Below are 297 nucleotides of genomic sequence, written 5' to 3' on the forward strand. Positions count from 1 at the left end.
TCTGACAGGGTTGCGAGCTTGGCGATCCCCGCATCCAGCCCGACCATTGAGCCGGAGGGGTGAATTGGCTCGGACGTCTCCTGCTCGACCTGAAAGGAGATATACCAGTGCCCGGCTGCTTGGCTGACGGTCGCGTTTTTAATTTTTCCTGCAACTGGCTGGGACTGGCGAAACTTGACCCACGCCAGCCCGGCAGGAAGCTTCACGCGACCTTTTTCAAGGCGGCAATACTTGTCAAAGTTGACGAAGCGGATTGAGTCGCGGTTGTCGCTTTTCTTCTTGAAAACGGGAGCCTTG

1 pseudogene is annotated in these 297 nt (G+C 56.6%); it reads right to left on the minus strand.

Features of this window, described 5'->3' with window-relative positions:
- Positions 1-297 (minus strand): annotated as a pseudogene (locus MUW49_RS17835) (RNA-guided endonuclease TnpB family protein); the annotation flags it as partial.

It is taken from the genome of Aeromonas sp. LsrichE-8G, assembly GCF_022869435.1.
Lineage (GTDB): Bacteria > Pseudomonadota > Gammaproteobacteria > Enterobacterales > Aeromonadaceae > Aeromonas > Aeromonas caviae.